Source organism: Saccharothrix australiensis (assembly GCF_003634935.1).
Classification (GTDB): domain Bacteria; phylum Actinomycetota; class Actinomycetes; order Mycobacteriales; family Pseudonocardiaceae; genus Actinosynnema; species Actinosynnema australiense.
Genome location: NZ_RBXO01000001.1, coordinates 5,105,754 through 5,122,188 on the forward strand (window position 1 = coordinate 5,105,754; position 16,435 = coordinate 5,122,188).

Annotated in this window: 14 protein-coding genes; 8 read left to right on the forward strand and 6 right to left on the reverse strand. The window is 74.4% G+C overall.

What is annotated here, in order from left to right; translation table 11 throughout:
* Positions 1-194 precede the first annotated feature (194 nt).
* The 3 genes from C8E97_RS21635 to C8E97_RS21645 all read left to right on the forward strand — a co-directional run bounded on the left by C8E97_RS21635 (position 195) and on the right by C8E97_RS21645 (position 4,524).
* Positions 195-488 carry a DUF1330 domain-containing protein gene (locus C8E97_RS21635; RefSeq protein ID WP_121007334.1) on the forward strand — a complete coding sequence of 98 codons (294 nt, stop codon included), beginning with the start codon at positions 195-197 and terminating at the stop codon, positions 486-488.
* A 125-nt stretch (positions 489-613) separates the two neighbouring features.
* Complete coding sequence (locus C8E97_RS21640) at positions 614-3,742, forward strand: hypothetical protein (RefSeq protein WP_121007335.1); 3,129 nt, start codon at positions 614-616, stop codon at positions 3,740-3,742.
* Positions 3,743-3,951: 209 nt separating this feature from the next.
* On the forward strand, positions 3,952-4,524 hold the full coding sequence (locus C8E97_RS21645; protein WP_147455197.1) for a hypothetical protein: 573 nt from the start codon (positions 3,952-3,954) through the stop codon (positions 4,522-4,524).
* 47 nt (positions 4,525-4,571) lie between these two features.
* Here C8E97_RS21645 and C8E97_RS21650 read toward each other — a convergent pair whose 3' ends face one another.
* Positions 4,572-5,069: a hypothetical protein gene (locus tag C8E97_RS21650; protein ID WP_121007337.1), complete on the reverse strand. Its 498-nt coding sequence runs from the start codon at positions 5,067-5,069 to the stop codon at positions 4,572-4,574.
* Between the two features lie 175 nt (positions 5,070-5,244).
* Here C8E97_RS21650 and C8E97_RS21655 point away from each other — a divergent pair, with 175 nt between their 5' ends.
* The 3 genes from C8E97_RS21655 (at position 5,245) to C8E97_RS21665 (ending at position 8,303) form a co-directional block, all read left to right on the forward strand.
* Positions 5,245-6,372 (forward strand): sensor histidine kinase, encoded by a 1,128-nt coding sequence (locus tag C8E97_RS21655; protein WP_170211947.1) that lies wholly within the window; start codon positions 5,245-5,247, stop codon positions 6,370-6,372.
* Entirely contained in the window at positions 6,369-7,091 is a 723-nt protein-coding gene (locus tag C8E97_RS21660) for a response regulator (RefSeq protein WP_121007339.1), read from the forward strand. The genes C8E97_RS21655 and C8E97_RS21660 overlap by 4 nt, the downstream gene beginning before the upstream one ends.
* 192 nt (positions 7,092-7,283) lie before the next feature.
* A complete protein-coding gene (locus C8E97_RS21665; RefSeq protein WP_147455198.1) occupies positions 7,284-8,303 on the forward strand; it encodes a competence protein CoiA family protein in 1,020 nt (339 codons plus the stop codon).
* A gap of 192 nt (positions 8,304-8,495) precedes the next feature.
* Here C8E97_RS21665 and C8E97_RS21670 read toward each other — a convergent pair whose 3' ends face one another.
* From C8E97_RS21670 to C8E97_RS21685, 4 genes are all read right to left on the reverse strand, one after another.
* Positions 8,496-9,275, reverse strand: a complete 780-nt coding sequence (locus C8E97_RS21670) for a methyltransferase domain-containing protein (protein ID WP_121007341.1) — start codon at positions 9,273-9,275, stop codon at positions 8,496-8,498.
* Positions 9,276-9,453: 178 nt separating this feature from the next.
* Positions 9,454-10,110, reverse strand: a complete 657-nt coding sequence (locus C8E97_RS21675) for an ESX secretion-associated protein EspG (RefSeq protein WP_121007342.1) — start codon at positions 10,108-10,110, stop codon at positions 9,454-9,456.
* Complete coding sequence (locus C8E97_RS21680) at positions 10,110-11,420, reverse strand: WXG100 family type VII secretion target (protein ID WP_121007343.1); 1,311 nt, start codon at positions 11,418-11,420, stop codon at positions 10,110-10,112. Before C8E97_RS21680 ends, C8E97_RS21675 begins: the two co-directional genes overlap by 1 nt.
* A gap of 7 nt (positions 11,421-11,427) precedes the next feature.
* A complete protein-coding gene (locus tag C8E97_RS21685; protein ID WP_121007344.1) occupies positions 11,428-11,724 on the reverse strand; it encodes a hypothetical protein in 297 nt (98 codons plus the stop codon).
* 162 nt (positions 11,725-11,886) lie between these two features.
* Between C8E97_RS21685 and C8E97_RS21690 the strand changes: the two genes are divergently transcribed.
* Together C8E97_RS21690 and C8E97_RS21695 are read left to right on the forward strand one after the other, a co-directional pair.
* The gene (locus tag C8E97_RS21690) at positions 11,887-12,642 is read left to right on the forward strand and encodes an FHA domain-containing protein (RefSeq protein ID WP_121007345.1); all 756 of its coding nucleotides are present in this window, start codon (positions 11,887-11,889) and stop codon (positions 12,640-12,642) included.
* 226 nt (positions 12,643-12,868) lie between these two features.
* Positions 12,869-14,632 (forward strand): serine/threonine-protein kinase, encoded by a 1,764-nt coding sequence (locus C8E97_RS21695; RefSeq protein ID WP_147455199.1) that lies wholly within the window; start codon positions 12,869-12,871, stop codon positions 14,630-14,632.
* A 165-nt stretch (positions 14,633-14,797) separates the two neighbouring features.
* On the opposite strand, the gene C8E97_RS21700 is transcribed toward C8E97_RS21695, so the two are convergent.
* Positions 14,798-16,243 (reverse strand): polysaccharide lyase 6 family protein, encoded by a 1,446-nt coding sequence (locus C8E97_RS21700; RefSeq protein ID WP_211347109.1) that lies wholly within the window; start codon positions 16,241-16,243, stop codon positions 14,798-14,800.
* Positions 16,244-16,435: the final 192 nt, after the last annotated feature.

Genomic DNA, 16,435 nt, shown 5'->3' on the forward strand with positions numbered 1-16,435 from the left:
CGCCTACACTGCGGCAGGGCTGGTCGGCATCGCCGCGATGGCGATCACGACCCTGATCAGCCTCACCCTCGCCCGCCGCTCGCCCGCGACCGATCCGGTGGCGGAACACGAATCACGAGTCGGTGCCCGACGGCACTCGACTTGAGGCCGGCGACGTCCGAAATCCGATACGCCCTGCGAACACCGGAGATTCCATGCCCAAGGGCTACTGGGTCAGTTCCTACCGCACCATTTCAGACCCGGAGAAGCTGGCCGCCTACAACGAACTGGCCGGTCCGGCCGTCCGGGCCGGGGGCGGGCGGCCCCTCGTCCTGGGCGGCCGGGTCGTCGCACACGACGCCGGGATCGCCGAGCGCACCGTCCTGATCGAGTTCGACAGCTTCCAACAGGCCCTCACGACACACGAGAGCGCGGCCTACCAGGAGGCGCCGGCCGCCCTCTCCGACGGCGTCGAGCGCGACTTCCGCATCGTCGAAGGCATCGACTGACAGTCGGCGACCCGCCCGGCGTCCGGCTCCGACGCGCACCGCGACGGAGGAGGAGCACCACACCGCCGGGCGGGCAGGCCGTCCGCGCCGCCGCACGGCGGGTTCGGTCGGCCACAATGGGGCGCATGGCCGAACACCACAACCACGTCCAGGGTCCGGTGTTCGAGCCCGTCGTGCAGGCGCGTGACATCCACGGCGACGTGCACGTCGACACCCCGTCCCGCCCGCGGTCGCGCTACCTGGAGCAGGTGCGGCAGATCGCGCCCGAGGAGCTGGTGGGCCGCGAGGCGGAACTGGCCGCGCTGGCGGCGTTCTGCGCCGGTGACGAGGGCGACCACCTGTGGTGGCGCGCGCCGAAGTGGGCGGGCAAGTCGGCGTTGCTGTCGTGGTTCGCGCTGCACCCGCCGGAGGGGCTGCGGGTGGTGCCGTTCTTCGTCACGGCCCGGCTGGCGGGCCAGGACGACCGGGGCGCGTTCGTGGACGTGGTGCTGGAGCAGCTCGCCGACCTGCTCGGGCAGCCGATGCCGGCGTTCCTGACCGAGGCGACGAGGGAAGCGCACTTCGCCGGCATGCTCGCCGACGCGGCGCGGCGGTGCCGCGACCGAGGCGAACGGCTGGTGCTCGTGGTCGACGGCCTGGACGAGGACCGGGGCGCGGCGGTCGGCGGCACCAGCATCGCCGCGCTGCTGCCCGCCCGCCCGGCCGCGGGCATGAAGGTGGTCGTGGCCAGCCGCCCCAACCCCCCGCCACCGGCCGACCTCGACGCGCGCCACCCCCTGCGCTCCCCGTCCGCGGTCCGCGAGCTGACGCCCTCGCCGCGGGCGTCGGTGCAGCGCGACGACATGGAACTGGAGCTGCACCGCCTGCTGCGCGGCAGCCCGGTGGAACAGGACCTGCTGGGCCTGCTCACCGCCGCGGCGGGCGGGTTGACCGACACGGACCTGGCGGACCTGACCGGCTGCCCGACCGCCGGTATCCGCGTCCACCTGCGCACGGCGGCCACCCGCAGCTTCGACGTCCGGCCCGGCCACTACCGCCCGGACACCCGGATCTACCTGCTGGGCCACGAGGAGCTGCGCGCGACCGCCGAGGAGCACCTGGGCCCGGCGCGCCTGGCCGGCTACCGCGACCGCCTGCACGCGTGGGCCGACGCCCACCGCGCCCGTGGTTGGCCCGAGGACACGCCGGAGTACCTGCTGCGCGGCTACTTCCGGGTGCTGACCGCGACCGGCGAGGTGGCGCGCGTCGTCGCGTGCGGCACGGACCCCGCGCGCCACGACCGGATGCGGGCGCTGTCCGGTGGCGACGCCGACGCCCTCGCCGAGGTCACGGCGGCGTTCGACGCGGTGGCGTCGGCACGACGCCCCGACCTGGCCGCCCTCGCGCGCCTGGCCGTGCACCGCGACCGGTTGATCGCCCGCAACTCCGCCCTGCCCGTCCTCCTGCCCGCGCTGTGGGCGCACCTCGGCGAGCACGCCCGCGCGGAGGCGTTGGCCGACCCCCGGCGGACGCCGGCCGCCGCGGCGCACCTCGCGGGCGCCCTCGCCGAGGCGGGCGAGTTCCACCGGGCGCTGGACCTGGCTACGGCGATCACCGACCTGGGGCACCGCGACCGGGCGTTCGGGGCGATCGCGCGTGCGCCGGGCGTGCCGGCGGAGGTGTCGCGCGCACTGGCGGAACGCCGGTCCCCGCTGGACGCCCGCGCCCCGGACGCGGGGTCGACGCCGGACCTCGCCGCGCTGGCCGCCGAACTGCGGCGACCGGGGGGCCGGACGACCTTCGACCGCCTGCGCGCGCTCGTCGCGGACACGTCGGTCGGACGGGCCGCGGCGGGGCGCGGGACGTGGGAGCCGCCGGCGGAATTCGCCGGGCTGCTGCCGGCGGACCCGGTCGACGCGGTGGTGCTGCTCGGGTTGGCGGCGGTGCGGGCCGGGGAGCCGACCGCCGCGCGTGAGGCCGCCCTGCGCGCCGAGGAGCTGATGCGCTCGGCGCCCGACTCGGGGCGGCACGACAAGGTGCGGCGCGCGTTGATGGACGCCCACGCCCGCGCCGGCAACGCGGTGGCCCGTGACCTGGCCGACGGCTCGACCGACCACCGGGCCGTCCTGCGCGCCATGTCGTGGTTGGGCGACCTGGACGCGGCGGAGGCCGCCGCGCGGGCCATCGCCGACCCGGGGCAGGCGGCGGACGCGACCGCGGAACTCGTCGGCCACGCCGCCGCGCGCCGCGACCCCGACCGCGTCGAACGCCTCGTCCGATCACAGGCACCGGGCGACCGGATCACCACCCTCCTGGACGTCGTCTCCTCCCTGGCCGACCACCCCGCCGCGGTGGACCGGCTGATCGGTTCCCTGCCCCACCCCGGGGTCCGCGTCCGGCTGCTCAGCGCCTTGGCGCGCGTCTCGGCCGCGCCCGAGGAGGCGGTGGACCGCGCCGACGCCGTCATCCGCCGGATGGCGAACCCGTACGCGCGGGTCCGGGCGCTGGTCCGGGTGGCGGGCGTGTCCGGGCGCAGGCGCGACTTCCTGCGCCGGGCGGTCGCGGAAACCGACGCGATCACCACGCCGGCGCACCGGGCCAGGGCGAAGGTCGCGGTGGCGGCGGCGATCGCGGCCACCGGCGACCACGACCAGGCGCTGGCCGTGGCGGCGACCATCGGCGACGACGCCCACCGGGACGTCGCGCACACCGCCGTGGTGAAGGCGTTGGCCGCCGCCGAGGAGTTCGACCGCGCCGAACAGCTCGCCGCCCGCCTGACCACCCCGCGCCGCGTGGTCGAGGCGCGGGTGTTCCTGGTCAAGGCCGTCGCGACGGCGGGCGACCTGGCGCGGGCCGTCCGGATGACCGGCGACCTCCCGGCGCGCCGCCGCGACGAGGTCCTGTTCGGGCTGGCCCGCGTCGGCTCGTGCCCGGAACTGGTGGCCTGCCTGTCCACCGCCGCGCGGTCGACCGACCGGGCCCGCCAAGCCGCCGCCGTGGACGCCCTCGTGACCCTGGCCCTGGCCGACGACGACACCGACCGCGCGGAGCACCTGGTCGGGACGATCGCGGACCCGGCGGGGCGGGCACGCGCGTGGACGCGCCTGCTGGCCGTGGAGGAGCTGCGCGCCACCGGTCGACCCGCCGCGCGGCTGCTGCACCTGCTGGACTGGACCGACGCGCTCGACGCGCTGGTCACGGCGCACCCGGAGGTGCTCGCCGCGGTGGATGACGAGGTGCGCGGGCGGTGGCCGGTCGAGGAGCGGTGGGGGTGAGCGGGTTCGCCGGCGACGAGACCGCCGGCTCGCCGAAGCGCACGGGCCCGTCGACGGACGTGACGGGACGTGGCACCGCCTCGTCCGGGTCGAGACCCGCTCCACCGCCCCGGAGCCCTCGGACGTCCCGCCCGGCGAGCCCACCGGGGGTGGTCCACGGCGGCCGTCGGGACCCGCGGATCCGGCGTACCGCGGCGATACCGTGGAACATGCGCTTCGACGGCAACCCTTCCTGGTCGATCAACCATGACTCGTTCGGCGAGATCGCCTTCGCCCTCTACGTGCGCGACGCCCTCGGCATCACCTCCCCGACCGCCGATTCGATCCCACCACTCGAACCCGCCGCACCCGCACGAAGCCATCCCGACCCACCGGGCCTGGCCGGGCATTGGGACGACTGGTGGACCCGCATCACCGGCGCCCGCCCCGCAGCGGGCCACGAGGCACCCGCACCCGCAGGCCCACCCGAGGCACTGGACGACCTCCTCCCGCGGTTGCGGCGGGACCACTCGCGGTGGGCGGCCGGCCTCCGCGCGGAACAAGCCCGGACCGGACAGCCCCACACCCGGGACGTCATCCCGTTCCACGACCTGGTCGACGAGGTCCGGCGTGAGCTGGGGCGGGACGGACTCGACTTCACCCTGTCCATCCACGAGGTGCCCGTCGCAGGCCCCTACTGGCTCCGAATCGGCACCGACACCGTGCTGGCATCGTCGGACCTGCTGCGCTCCCCGGACGCCGTCGCGCCGCTGCGGTCGGTGATCCGTGACCTGGCCGCCTGAACACCGCCGCGACCGCCCCACGTCGGTCGCGGCGGCGGGGCGAGCGGTCACCGGTCGGTCCGGTGGGCCCAGGCCGTGCGGAAGCGGAGGAAGCCGGCGATCAGCGCGGCGGAGAGGAGCAGCGCCCCGCCGTCGGTGATCAGGGTAGGGAGCAGGCCCGCCACGCCGTGGGTGTCGACGGCCGCCCGGTAGACCACCGGCGGGATCATGCCCATCGGTCCGGCCGCCTGGGTGACGTTGACCAGCAGCGCCAGCCAGAAGGTCCACGGCCGGCCGCGCAGGGCGAGCACGCCGAGCGCGTTGCCGATGACGTACAGGACCGCGACGGCCCGGAACGCCACCAGGAAACCCGGCGCCTCCGCCGCCGCCTGCTCGGCCGTCCTGCCGCTCAACCGCATCATCGCTTCGAGCGTCTCGGGGGTGATCACAAGCCACCCGTGCAGCACGGTACCGGTGGTGAACACCACCGAGCACACGGCGGTGAGCACCTGGAGCCGCCTGGTCCACGGGGTCGGGGTGCGCGTCACGTGCCTTCCGATCGTCATGGCCGAAGCCTGTCGCGCCGCGGCCGCCGGGTCGTCGTCCCGACGCGGGTGTTCGCGGCTGCTCCGGCGGGTGGCGCGGTCGGGCCGGAAGCGGCACGCCTACCGCGTCGGGAGTACGTGCCGGACCCGTCCGGAGGAGGATGGCCTGCCCTCGGCACCCGGTTACCGTGTCCGGGTGGTCGAGTCGAGGGCGGACGTCGCCGCCGCTGCCGCGACGGGGCTCGGGATGGTCCTGGGCACCCTGCTGGTGCCGCGTACCGGCGTGCAGACCGCGCTGGACGCGGTCGGGTACGCGCTGCTGGTGGCCGGGGCCGTGCCGCTGGCGTGGCGACGCCGGTTCCCCCTGGCGGTGGTGTGGGCGACCGCCGCGACGTGCGTGGCCTACTACGGCCTGCGGTACCCGGGCATCTTCGCCTCCGCGCCGGTGCTGCCGGCCGTCTACACCCTGGTCGCCGCCGGTCGCCGGTGGCAGGGCGTCACCGCGGCGCTGGCGTTCCTCGCCGCCCTGTACCTGGTCGTGGCCATCCCGCTCGGCACCGCGCGCCCGCACGGCGGTGTGGCGTGGAACGCCGGGTTCCTGGCCGCCGCGGTGGTGATCGGCACGATGGTGGCCGGCCACCGCGCCTACCTGCGGGTCGTGGAGCAGCGCGCGGTCGAGGCCGAGCGCACCCGTGAGGAGGCGGCGTTGCGCCGGGCCGGTGAGGAGCGGCTGTGGATCGCCCAGGAGCTGCACGACACGATCACCCACAGCATGTCGGTGATCAACGTCCACGCCGGTGTGGCCGCGCACCTGCTGGACCGCGACCCGGACCGGGCCCGCGCAGGTCTCGTGGCGATCAAGGAGGCCAGCCGCGACGTGCTGCGCGAGCTGCGGGCCACCCTCGGCGTCCTGCGCCGGGCCGACGACGGCGTGCCCGGCATGGACGGGTTGCCGGTGCTGGTGGCGAGGGCGCGACGGGCGGGTCTGGCCGCCGAGCTGCACGTGCGCGGCGTCCCGCGCCCGGTGCCCGACGCGATCGGCCTCGCCGCCCACCGCATCGTCCAGGAGGCGTTGACCAACGTGCTGCGCCACTCCGGCGCGTCCGCGGTCACCGTGTCCGTGGCGCACCGGCCCGACGCGATCCGGCTCCGCGTCCGCGACGACGGCACGCCGCCCGGCACCACCGCGACCCACGGCACGGGCCTGATCGGCATGCGCGAACGGGCCCTCGCCCTCGGCGGCTCGTTCTCCGCGGGCGCGGCTCCCGGCGGCGGCTTCCTGGTGGAGGCGCTGCTGCCCGTCCCGACGGGGCCGCACCGGTGATCCGCCTCCTGCTCGCCGACGACCAGCCGCTGATCAGGGCGGCGTTCACGGCGCTGCTGGACTCCGAGCCGGACCTCACCGTCGTGGCCGCCGCCAGGGACGGCGCGGAAGCCGTCGACCTGGCCCGCGCCCACCGGCCCGACGTCGCCCTGCTCGACATCAGGATGCCGGGGCTGGATGGCATCGCCGCGACCCGCCGCATCGCCGACGACCCCGACCTCGCCGCGGTGCACCTGGTCATCCTGACCAACCACGCCCTCGACGAGTACGTCTTCTCGGCCCTGCGCGCGGGTGCAGCCGGCTTCCTGGTCAAGGACGTCGAGCCGGGCGAACTGCTGCACGCCGTGCGCGTCGTGGCACGCGGCGACGCGCTCCTCGCGCCCGCGGTGACCAGGCGGCTGATCGAGCAGTTCGTCGCCACCCCGCCCGGCCGGACGCGCCCGCCGGAGCTGGACGTGCTGACCGACCGGGAACGCGAGGTGCTCGCGCTCGTCGCGGCCGGCATGTCCAACGACGAGATCGCCCGCCACCTGACCATCAGCCACCTCACCGCCAAGACCCACGTCAGCCGGGCCATGACGAAGCTCCACGCCCGCGACCGGGCGCAACTGGTGGTCCTGGCCTACGAGACGGGCCTGGTCGTCCCCCGGTCGCGGCACGGGTCTCCACGCGGCCACCGGACCGGCGCGGTCGACGACCACCCGGACCGCACCGCCTGACGGGTGTCGCGCGTTCGCCCGTCCAACCGCCGATATGACGTCGACACCACCGACGGCCGCATGTCGGGCCGCCGTCCGCACAGCTGCCCGCGTACCGCTCGACGAGCCCGAGGGAGGAGCCGGTTCGTCGTACCATCGCGGCACGCAGCTCTTCGCTCAACCACCTACCGGTCGTGAGAATGCGGGGCCGTCATGACGACGCGTGTGCTGTACGTCCCGGACAACCGCGAGTTGGACCTCTCCCGCCTCTCCGAGAGCGACTACCGGATGGTCGCCTCGCTGCGGGGCAAGATCGGGCGCGGCGACCGCGTGCTGCTCTGCATGGAACCGGCCGTGCCGGGCCACGACGAGATGTTCGTCCGCGTGCGTGACGGCAAGTACTACGCGAGCCACTTCGCGGGCGGCGGTCATGGCGCGCATGCGATCGCACGGGAGAGCGACGAGCACAAGCGGCAGAAGGAGTACTGGCACCGAGCCGGCGACGACGCCGGCTTCCGCAGCGACACCGAGTTCACGACGAGCACCGGGAACGTCCTGGACGTCGCGATCCACGGTCCCACCCCTACCGGTGTGGAGGTCCAGCTCTCCCGCATCAACCTGTCGACAGCGAGTGGGCGCACCGCTCGATCACACCGAGCCGGTTGGTTGTCGCTGTGGTTCACCGCGGCGGAGCGCGTACCGAAGTGGTTCCACCGCGTGCCGTCGGTGGGCTGCAACCACCTCCCGTGGGACGACCTGCCTCCCAGGGGCTCGGCCGTGGCCACCGGGCTGCGCCGAGTCGAGGCCGCCAAGTGCACCCTGCACAACTTCGGGACATGCCCGGACAACCACCGCCACTGCGGCGGCGATCACCCGAAGCTCAGACCGTGGGCGGGTCTGACGCTGGACAAGGTGGCGGCCCTGGTCCCCGCCGGCCGGGCGGTGCCGCTCATGACCAGCAGCCGGACCGTGTACCTGGTCCCGCCGAACGACCTTCGACTCTACGAGTCGCTGACCGGCGGCCCCGCCCGCTACACGCCGGAAAGGCCGGCCGGCACCGACCGCGCCTCGGCGGATCCCGCCGATTGCCGCAACGCGTCGCACGTCGCCGCCGACTCGAACGTGGAGTGCGAGCGGTGCAACGAACGACTCCTGTGGATGCGCCCGGGCCGAACCCGCTGCGAACGTTGTGACCCGATCATGCGCCTACCGACGAGTCCCTACCCGATCTGAGCGCCGGCGCCGCCGGGATGTCGACGGGCCGACGACCGCACGGGCCGCACCGGCGGACAGGCGCCACACGCCCCGCACCGGCTGACGGGCGCCACACGCCCCGATCGCCACGTCCGCCGACGAGCGCGCGTCTCGCACCGGGACGAACCCGAGGTGGACCGGCGTCCCCGAGGCTGGTGGGGGCTCACACCATCACGTGTCCGGGCCGGTTTCCCAGACCGACACGTGCTTGGTGCTCTCGGCCGTGAACTCCGAGCGGTCCCAGTCCGACCAGCGGTGCTTCAGGCTCATCCCGGCCAGGCGCGCCATCAGGTCCAGCTCGGCGGGCCAGGCGTACCGGAAGGGGATGCTGCGGAACCGCCCCGTCCCGTCCGGTGACACGGTGACGTGGTTCGACGTGAACCGCTGCGTCACGACGTCGTACCGGTCGAACCCGACGTAGCCGCCGCCGTCCGCGCCGGGCGTCGTCGCGAACGGGACGGTGTCCTGGCCCGGAGGCAGGCGGCGCAGGGCCGGCACGCCCACCTCGACGAGGAACAGCCCGCCCGGCCGCAGGTGCGCGGCGGCGTTGCGGAAGACGGCGACCTGCCCGTCCTGGGTGGTCACGTTGTCGATCGTGTTGAACACCAGGTAGACCAGCGAGAACCGACCGGGCACCCGCGTCGTCGTCATGTCGCCGATCGTGACCTCGACCGCGTCGCCGCCCGGCTTGCCCGCGACCCGCGCCGCCATCGCCCGGCTCGACTCGACGCCGCTCACCGGCACGCCGCGAGCGGCCAGCGGCGCGGCGATCCGCCCGGTGCCGACGGCGAACTCGAGGACCGGGCCGTCGGCCAGGTCTTCGAGCAGGTCCACCGCGGGCGTCACCACCTCGGGCGCGTTCGCGCCGCCGGGCGCGTCGTAGCGCACGGCCACGCTCTCGGGGAACCAGCCGTCCGCCGGGTCGTCTCCCGCGTTCACCGCAGTGGTCACGACCGCCGACGCTACGCCTGCCACCGCCCGCTCCCCACACCATTTTCCGGAGCCCCGCAAGGGCGCCCGGCCGTGGCCGTCGCGGTCGAACCCCGGATGCCGGGTCCACCACGTCCGCGCACGGAAGGCCGAGCAGCAGGCCGGCTCCACCCACGGCCTGCTGCTTGCGCGTTCCCGGTCAATCGCCGAGGCGGTGCAGCCACTGCGCGATGATCGGGCGGCCCGCGGGTGTGGCGTGCACCCATGCCTGGCCTCGGTTGTCGACGTAGCGGACGACCAGCCAGCGGCCGTCCGGGCAGTCGAGCGTGGTGACGAACGACGTCGAGCGCCGGCGTCGCCCGTACCGGTCGCGCTTGGCCGCGAAGAGCTTCGCGACGCCGGTGCGCGGGCGCTGCATCAGCTCGACCAGTGCCCGCGACCCCTGCGCCTCCTCGGCGCGGGCGTTGATCGACGAGCCCCGGCCGGGCGGCACCTCCGGCAGGCACGCCGCGAGCGCGACGGAGGGGTCGCCGTGCAGCGCGTCGATCCGCACGTGGCCGTTGTCCCGCAACGCGAAGACGCCGTGCCGACCGGCGGTGGCGACGACGACCGGCAGCGTGACCTCGCGGTCGTACGCGATCCAGCCGAAGCACTCGAAGTCCGCGAAGGCGAGCACCCGCAACGCCTCCAGCGCCTCGTCGACCCGCACGCCCTCGCGGTGCAGCGCGTTCTCCACCTCCAGGGTGTTGGCGTCGGCGGGCGGCACGTGCAGGACGGTGTGGTGCTCGCCGAGGTCGTCGTGGTGCCACAGCACGTCGAACTCGGTGTCGGACAAGACGACCGGTGCGCGCAACATCAGTCCTCCCCGATCACTGGCGCCACGCTGTCGGGCATCGGGCCGACGAGCGCGTCGGAGTCGTCCTTGAGGTACACGGTGCGCTGGTGCTGCTCGTCCTCGTCCGCACGCGCGTACGGGGCGTGCGGGACGAAGCCGCCCATGCCGCCCATGCCCGCCATCGCCGCCCTGCCGGTCGCACCGCGGGCGCCGGGCGCGGCGGGGACGGCGTCGGTCGGCGTCCGGCCGAGGACGGCGGAGCGGTCGCCCGCGCCGAGGGTGGCGGAACGGTCCCCCGAACCCCGGGTGCCCCGCTGCCCCCTGGTGCCGGTCGGGTCGCCGACGCCCATCCCACCCGGCAGCATCGGGGCGCCACCGGCCAGGTGGTCGCCCTTCGGCACGCTCGACGTGCGCGCGGTGTCCCTGGCCGACGCCGGGCGCGCCGCGATCGGCACGCCGCCCGGCGCACCGGTGGACAGGTCGGCGATCGCCGTCCGCTCACCCGGCAGCCTCGGCGGGGCGGGCACGTGCGCGGCGGGCGCGCGACCGGCGAGGTCGCCCTTGTTGCTGACCGAGGTCCTGCCGCCACCCCTCAACGACGGCGGAGCCGAGGCGTGGCCACCGCCGGCCGAACCCGACGGTGACGTTCCGGAGGACTGGTCGCCGCCCGACCCGGTCGACGGCGGTGCGGAAGCCTTGCCCCCACCGGCCGAGCCGGCCGACGACGGCGCGGTGGCGCCCCCCTCGCCGGCCGCCCGCGGTGGCGCGGACGTCGCGGACTGCACGGTCGACGCGCTCGCGGTCTGCACGGCGGTGTCCGCGCCCGCTCCGCCGCCGCCGGACGCCGGGGCCATCTGCGGCAGCACCGCCTGGTTCTGCTCCGTCGCCGCGGCGTAGTCCGCGTAGACGCGGCGGTTGTGCGCGTCGGCCTCGAACCACTGCTTGCGCGCGATCTCGTTGTCGGTGTCCCACGGCGTGATCTCGTCGAAGAGGGTCAGCTCCGGCGGCTCCGGCGTCGCCACCGGCATCACCTGGTTCTTGAACTGGTCGCAGCTCTGCGCCTGGGTCCGCAACGAGGTGTCGACCTTCTCCAGCGTCTCCTGCGCGGTCTGGAGGCCCTGCTCGATCGGCTGCGCGGCCCGCGCCGCCCGCTCCGACGCCTTGCCCTGCCACGCGGCCTCCAGCTCGGCGGTGAGCCGGCGCAGCTCGTCGCCGAGGTTCTGGATGCGCGTGCGCGCGTCCTTGGCCACGTCCGCCGCCTGGTTCAGCCCGTCGGCGCCTTCGGCCTCGGACACCATCCGGTAGATCTCGTACCCGTTGAGCCCTGCCATCAGTCGTTCACCCCCAGCGTTCCTTGTTGGTCTGCTCGGAATCCGCGTACTGGTCGATCGACGCCTTCAGCTCCTCGATCCGCGTCTGCAGGTCCTGCTCGACCTTCGCGGCCGAGTCGAGGTGCCCCTGGCCGGCCTGGCAGGCCGCGGTCGTGAAGGCGGTGGTCGCCGGGTCCGGTATCGGGGGCTGGACCTGCGCGAGCACCTGGGTCTGCTGGTTGGTGGCGGAGAGTTCGTCGTGCACGACGCGGTGCCGGTCGACGAGCCCGTTGAGGGTGTCGAGGGTGACTTGGATGTCGCTCATGCCTGCAGGGTGGCGGAGGCCGTCCGGGACCCGTCCCCGCCGGTGAACGGGCGATCGGGTGGAATTCCCGACCGGTGACGAGGTGGCTGCCTACCATCCCCTCATGGCGGGACGGGTCCCGAGGCGATCGGGCGACACTGCCCGGCGACACGAGGAGGCCGGATGAACACCGAAAGCCTGGCGCGCGACGTGCCGCGCGCCGCTCCCGGAGCAGTCGTCGCGCTGGCGCTGAGCGGGAAGATCAGCGCCAACCCCGTGGAGGGGCGCAGCGTCCGCTTCGGCCGCAACCGCCCGGACGTCGACCTGTGCGTCGGCGAGACCGACCTGCGGGTGAGCCGCCGGCACGGCCTCCTGACCCGCCGCGCCGGCCGCTGGTGGGTCACCAACACCGGACGGCTGCCCATCCGCCTGCCCAGGACCCGGTGGCTGTTCCGCGACGAGGAGCCGGTGCCGCTGGACAACGGCTACACGCCGCTGTTCATCCGCGGCTCCCACGACCGCGAGCACCTGCTGGAGCTGTACGTCGCCGGCGAGGACGGCGGCCACCCGTCGGCCCACCACGCCACCGCGACGCAGCCGCCCAAGCGGTGGCGGCTCACCCCGGACGAGCACCTGCTGCTGGTCGTGCTGGGGCAGCGGTACCTGCTGCACGAGGCGAACCCGCAGCCGGTGTCGCGCCAGCACGTCGCCGAGGTCCTGAACGAGCTCCAGCCGCACGCGGGCTGGGGCGTCAAGCGGGTCGAGCACATGGTCGCCGACGTGCGGGCCAGGCTGTCCGCGGCGGGCGTCCACGGCCTGCTGCGCGAGGAGGTCGGCGAGCCCGTCGGCAACGCGCTCAACGACAACCTGCTGCGCGAACTCGTCCTGTCGACCACCCTCGTGCCACCGGACCTGGCGCTGCTGGACCCCCTGCCCTGACCGGGCGCGGCGCGGGCGTCCCGCGGAAATCGATCACCGGATCGGTTTCACCGACACCCCTTTCGCGGGCATGCCCCGAGTCGACCGCGACAATTGACCGCCGGAAATGCGAGCAATGGTCAAGTGACCGCCCATCGGGTGAAAGTGCGGCGCATCCGACCAGTTCACGACGGATCCACCGGACGAAATCCGGACGCACGCGAACGTGGTCACTACACTACGCGCCGTGCGCACCGGTGATGTCGTGGGCGGGCGGTACGAGTTGGAGGACGCCCGTGGCTCCGGATCGGGTGGCGTGGTCTGGGGCGCGTTCGACCGGAAGCTGAAACGGCGGGTGGCGCTCAAGCACCCCCACACGGCGGCGGACCACACCGACCGGACGCGGTTCCGCCGCGAGGCCGAGACCGCCGCGCAGGTGCACCACCCGAACGCCGTGTCGGTCTTCGACACCGTCGACGGCGACGACTGCTGGCTCGTCATGGAGTACGTGCCGGCGAAGAGCCTCGACCAGGTGCTGGCGGCCGAGGGGCCGCTGCCGCCCGAGCGGGTCGCGAGGATCGGTGCGCAGATCGCCGGTGCGCTGGCCGCCGTGCACGCGAAGAACATCGTGCACCGCGACGTGAAGCCGGGCAACATCCTGATCACCGACGACGGCGTGGCCAAGCTGACCGACTTCGGCGTCTCCATCTGGCGGGAGGTGACCCGGACCGACGACGGCAGGGTCACCGGCACACCCGCGTTCACCTCGCCCGAGGTGGCCGGCGGGTACCCGGCGGGTCGCGCCTCGGACGTCTTCTCGCTCGGCGCGACGCTGTTCGCGGCGGTCGAGGGCACGCCGCCGTTCGGCACCGGCGAGCCGCACGAGGTGCTGGAGCGAGTCCGGCGCGGCGAGGCGCTGCCGATGCGCCAGGCGGGTCCCCTCACCCCGCTGCTGGGCGAGATGCTGCGGCCGCGTCCCGACGCGAGGCCGACCGCCGACGAGGTCCGCTCGCGCATCGGGGAGGTCGTCGGCGACCGGGAGCCGCCACCGCCACCGGCGCCGGCCCGACGCCCCGCCCGCGCCCCGGTGTGGCGTCGTGGCGCGTTCAAGGTCGCCGTCGCGGCCGTGTTCGTCGCGGCCGTCGGCGCGGTGGTGCTCACCTGGCGGCACCAGGCGCCCGCGGCGCAGCGGGCCGGCGGTCTCGTCGGCGACGAGCGCACCGCCGACCCCTGCGCGCTGATCGACGAGGGCGAGCTGCGCCGGTTCGGCCCGACGCGGCTGTTCACCACCTACGGCAACTTCAACCGGTGCGACAGCCTGGTCGACGTCGGCTCGAAAGCGCCGGTGGACGTCGAGGTCCAGCTCATCACCCGCGCGTCGCGCGCGGTGCAGGGACAGCCGTTCGAGGTCGTCGAAGGCGCTCAGGACGCCGGCGAGTGCGACCGCACCGTGGTGGTGGACGACAAGTACGCCGTCCGGGTGTCGGCGAAGCTGAAGAACCCGCCGCTGGACCTCTGCACGGTGGCCGGTGTCGCGACGGACACCGTGGTGGAGGTGCTCCGCAGCGGTCCCATCCCCCGGCGGGGCACGCCGTTCCCCGCCGGCTCGCTCGCCCACGTCGACGCCTGCGCGCTGCTGGACGACGAGGCGCTCGCCACGCTGGCCGCGATCGACGGCGACTCGGCCGTGAACGTGTTCGGGAACTGGGCGTGCAAGTGGTTCAGCACCATCGGCGGCCCCGGTATCAACCTGCGCTACGACCAGCACCCGGCGACGGAGGTGGTCGCGGGCGAACTGGTGGACCTGGACGGGCGCCCGGGGTACGTCGAGCTGGACAAGGGGTCGGGCACGAGCTGCACCGTCAACGTCCCGCACCGGCCGCCGAACCTGCCGCAGCGGGCGCAGATCGACGTGGTGGTCCTGACCGTGACGGGCGATCGGCCGGGCGCGGAGTACTGCGCCAGGGCCAAGCGCCTGGCGGCGGTGGCCGCCGCGAAGCTGCCGTCCTGACCGCACCGGAACCGCGTCCTGACCGCACCGGAACCGCCGTCCTGACCGCGCCGGGAACCGCCGTCCTGACCGCGCCGGGAACCGGCGGGCGTCGTCGCACCCGCCGGCTCCCGGTGGCGGACGTGGCCGTGGAGGTGGTCCCGGACGTGGGCCGGGCGAGCCGTCCTACCGCGCGTCCGGGCCGACGTCGGTCGCGCGGAGCGGCTTCCGGACCACCGCGGCGGTCGACCGCTCGTCCGCGCCGACGTCGGGGACGCCGGCCCGCGGCTGGCCGTCCATGTCGTCGGTGACGAACGGGTAGCGGCCGGTGCCGGTGTCGACGGCCGGGCTGCCCGCGCCGATCCGGTGCACCGGTCCCTCGCGGCGCAGCAGCGGGTCGACCACGCGGACGGCGTCGGCGGGCCGGGTGACGCCGACGGTCGCGGACCCGGTCGGCCACGCGACGTTCCCGGCGTACGTGGGGTTCACCGGCGCTTTCAGCTCGTTGAACAGCTTGCCGCGGGCCCCGGTCACCACGTTGTCGGCGATGGTGGAGTCGACCGGCGGGTAGGTGTAGTTGGCCCCGATCTCGATGTTCGACCTGTTGTCCACGAAGGTGTTGTGCACGACGGTCGCCCGGTAGACGCGCCAGTGCGCGGTCAGCGCCCCCGAGGTGTCCACGTCGCCACCGTCGAGCTGGAGCGCGGCGTCGTAGCCGGAACCCGTCAGGCCCTCGAAGTGGTTGTTGTAGACCTTGTGGTCCCGGCCGTAGATCCGGATGCCGCCGGTCTTCTCCTTGCCCTCGCCGAGGAAGAAGTTGCCGTGGAAGGAGCCCCGGTCGCCGTGGCGGTGCGACAGCGTCCCCTGCGAGGACCGGAAGGTGTTGTAGCGGACGGTGTTGTCGTTGCTCTTCACCGAGACGATCTCCGGGTCGCCGTCGCAGTCCTCGAACAGGTTGGCCTCGACGACGGTGAACCCGCTGGAGCGGGAGATCGTGCTGCGGCCGACCCGGATGGCCTCCATCTCGTTGACCGCGCGCGGGCCGATGTTCCGGAAGTGGTTGTGGTCGATGCGGTCGTGCCGCGACTGCTCCGTCTCCGACCCCTCGACGGTGACGAAGTTGCCCAGCTGGTGCTTCTCCTCGAACAGGTTGTGGTCGATCCGGTTGTGGTGGCTGTCCTCGCCCCGGACGAGCACCCAGGTCAGCGACGACTCCTCGGTGAGCCGGAAGTGGTTGCGGGTCAACCGCACGTGGTGCGAGCCGGTGATCCGCAGGGTCGACCGGTTGGTCCACCGCAAACCCTCGAACGTCACGTGCGAGGAGTCCGCCACCTCCAGCTGCCCGTCGTCCACCACCGCACGGCCGCGGTGGGCCGCCACGACGGTGATGGGCTTGGCCGCGGTGCCCTTGCGCCCGGTCATCGCGCCGATCGTGTACCGGCCGTCGGCCACCACGATCCGGTCGCCGGCCTTGGCGTTGGCGAGGGCGTCCTGGAGCCGGGCGGAGTCCTTGACGGTGACGGTGCGCTCGACGCCGGGGGCGGCGGGCCACCGGTCGGCGGGGTCCGGTGTCGGCGGGGCCGCCCACGACGTGGTCGGCCAGGACGCGGTGACGCCCGTTGCGAGCGACACCACCAGGAGCACAGCAGGGGCCCGTGTCATCGGGTTCCTCGTTCTCGACCGGGGACGCGACATCCCTCCAGCTTCTCCCATCGGCGATGGGACCAGTCCCGGTGACCGGGATTCGACCTGCCCACCCAGGGCCGCCGGGCCGCCACCGCGTTCTTCACCAGTCGGTCGAGTTCGGGGTTCGGCCCGCCGGGG